The organism is Methylobacterium sp. WL116 (assembly GCF_008039455.1).
In the GTDB taxonomy this organism is placed as follows: domain Bacteria; phylum Pseudomonadota; class Alphaproteobacteria; order Rhizobiales; family Beijerinckiaceae; genus Methylobacterium.
Map to the genome: position 1 here is coordinate 1 of NZ_VRUV01000887.1, position 1,139 is coordinate 1,139.

General features: G+C 73.7%; 2 protein-coding genes. One reads left to right on the forward strand and one right to left on the reverse strand.

Features of this window, described 5'->3' with window-relative positions:
- Window positions 1-213 precede the first annotated feature (213 nt).
- Window positions 214-1,062 (reverse strand): GDP-mannose 4,6-dehydratase, encoded by an 849-nt coding sequence (locus FV223_RS28205; protein WP_246689847.1) that lies wholly within the window; start codon window positions 1,060-1,062, stop codon window positions 214-216.
- Here FV223_RS28205 and FV223_RS32625 point away from each other — a divergent pair.
- Window positions 1,006-1,139 (forward strand): GDP-mannose 4,6-dehydratase (locus FV223_RS32625; RefSeq protein WP_348644837.1); only part of this gene is annotated, 134 nt, incomplete at its 3' end. The genes FV223_RS28205 and FV223_RS32625 overlap by 57 nt on opposite strands.

Below are 1,139 nucleotides of genomic sequence, written 5' to 3' on the forward strand. Positions count from 1 at the left end.
CCGTCGGCGCTGCTGTCGCGCAGGTCGCGCCCGATCACCACGGTGCGGCCCGGGCAGCACGCCGCGCCGACGGAGCGGAAGAATGCCCCGGCATAGGCGTAGCTCGGCCACCCGACGAGGTCCGTCACCAGGCCGCGCAGGCCGCTCGTCCCGAACTTCAGGCTGCTCACGACGGCCTCTCCACGCCTCTCACCGATCGTCGACGAAATTCCCCTACGGCACGGATCGGCCCAGCGTCGCCCTGGCATGTTCGAGCACGTCGGCGAGCGCCGCGTCCCAGTCGGCCTTGGGCGTCCAGCCGGTGGCCTCCGTCAGGCGCGTCGCGTCGCCGGCCGCCACCGGGATCTCCGACGGGCGCATCCGGTCCGGTGCGACCCGGACCTCGAACGGCACCCGCGCGTGCCGGCGCAGGTCGTCCACCACGCTGGCGATGCTGCGCGGCCGCCCCGAGGCGACGTTGAACACCGACCCGTCCGCGATGTCCAGGCCGCGCCCGATCAGATCGACATAGGCCCGCACCACGTCGCCGACCGGCAGGAAGTCGCGCTCGGCCGCGAGGTTGCCCACCGCCAGCACCGGCGCCACCAGCCCGGCCTCGATCCGCGCGATCTGGCCGGCGAAGGACGGCACCACGAAGCGCTCGTCCTGGCCGGCCCCGATCTGGTTGAACGGCCGCAGGATCACCAGCCGCACCTCCGCCTTGGCCAGCAGGTCGCGCAGGATCGTCTCGCCGAACCACTTCGAGCGGGCATACGGCCCCTGCGGATCGGGCACCGCCGCCTCGGTCAGCGGACGGCCGGCCAGGAACGCCCGGCCGTAGACCTCGCCCGAGCTGACGAACAGGAAGCCCGCGCCGGGGGCGGATCGCGCCACCGCCTCGGCGAGGTTCAGGAGCCCGACGAGGTTGACCCGCCAGGTCTCCCCCGGCGCATCCGCCGATTGCTGCACCGAGGCCATCGCGGCCAGGTGCAGCACGTCGGTCGGGCGGAACGCGGCGACGCTGGCGTGCAGCGCCGCCTCGTCCAGCAGGTCGACCGTCTCGTAGGCGACCCGCTCCGGCAGGACGGGGCGTATCTCGCGCAGCTGCTGCTGTCGAAGGGCTACGCGGTGCACGGGGTGGTGCGGCGCTCGAGCCATGC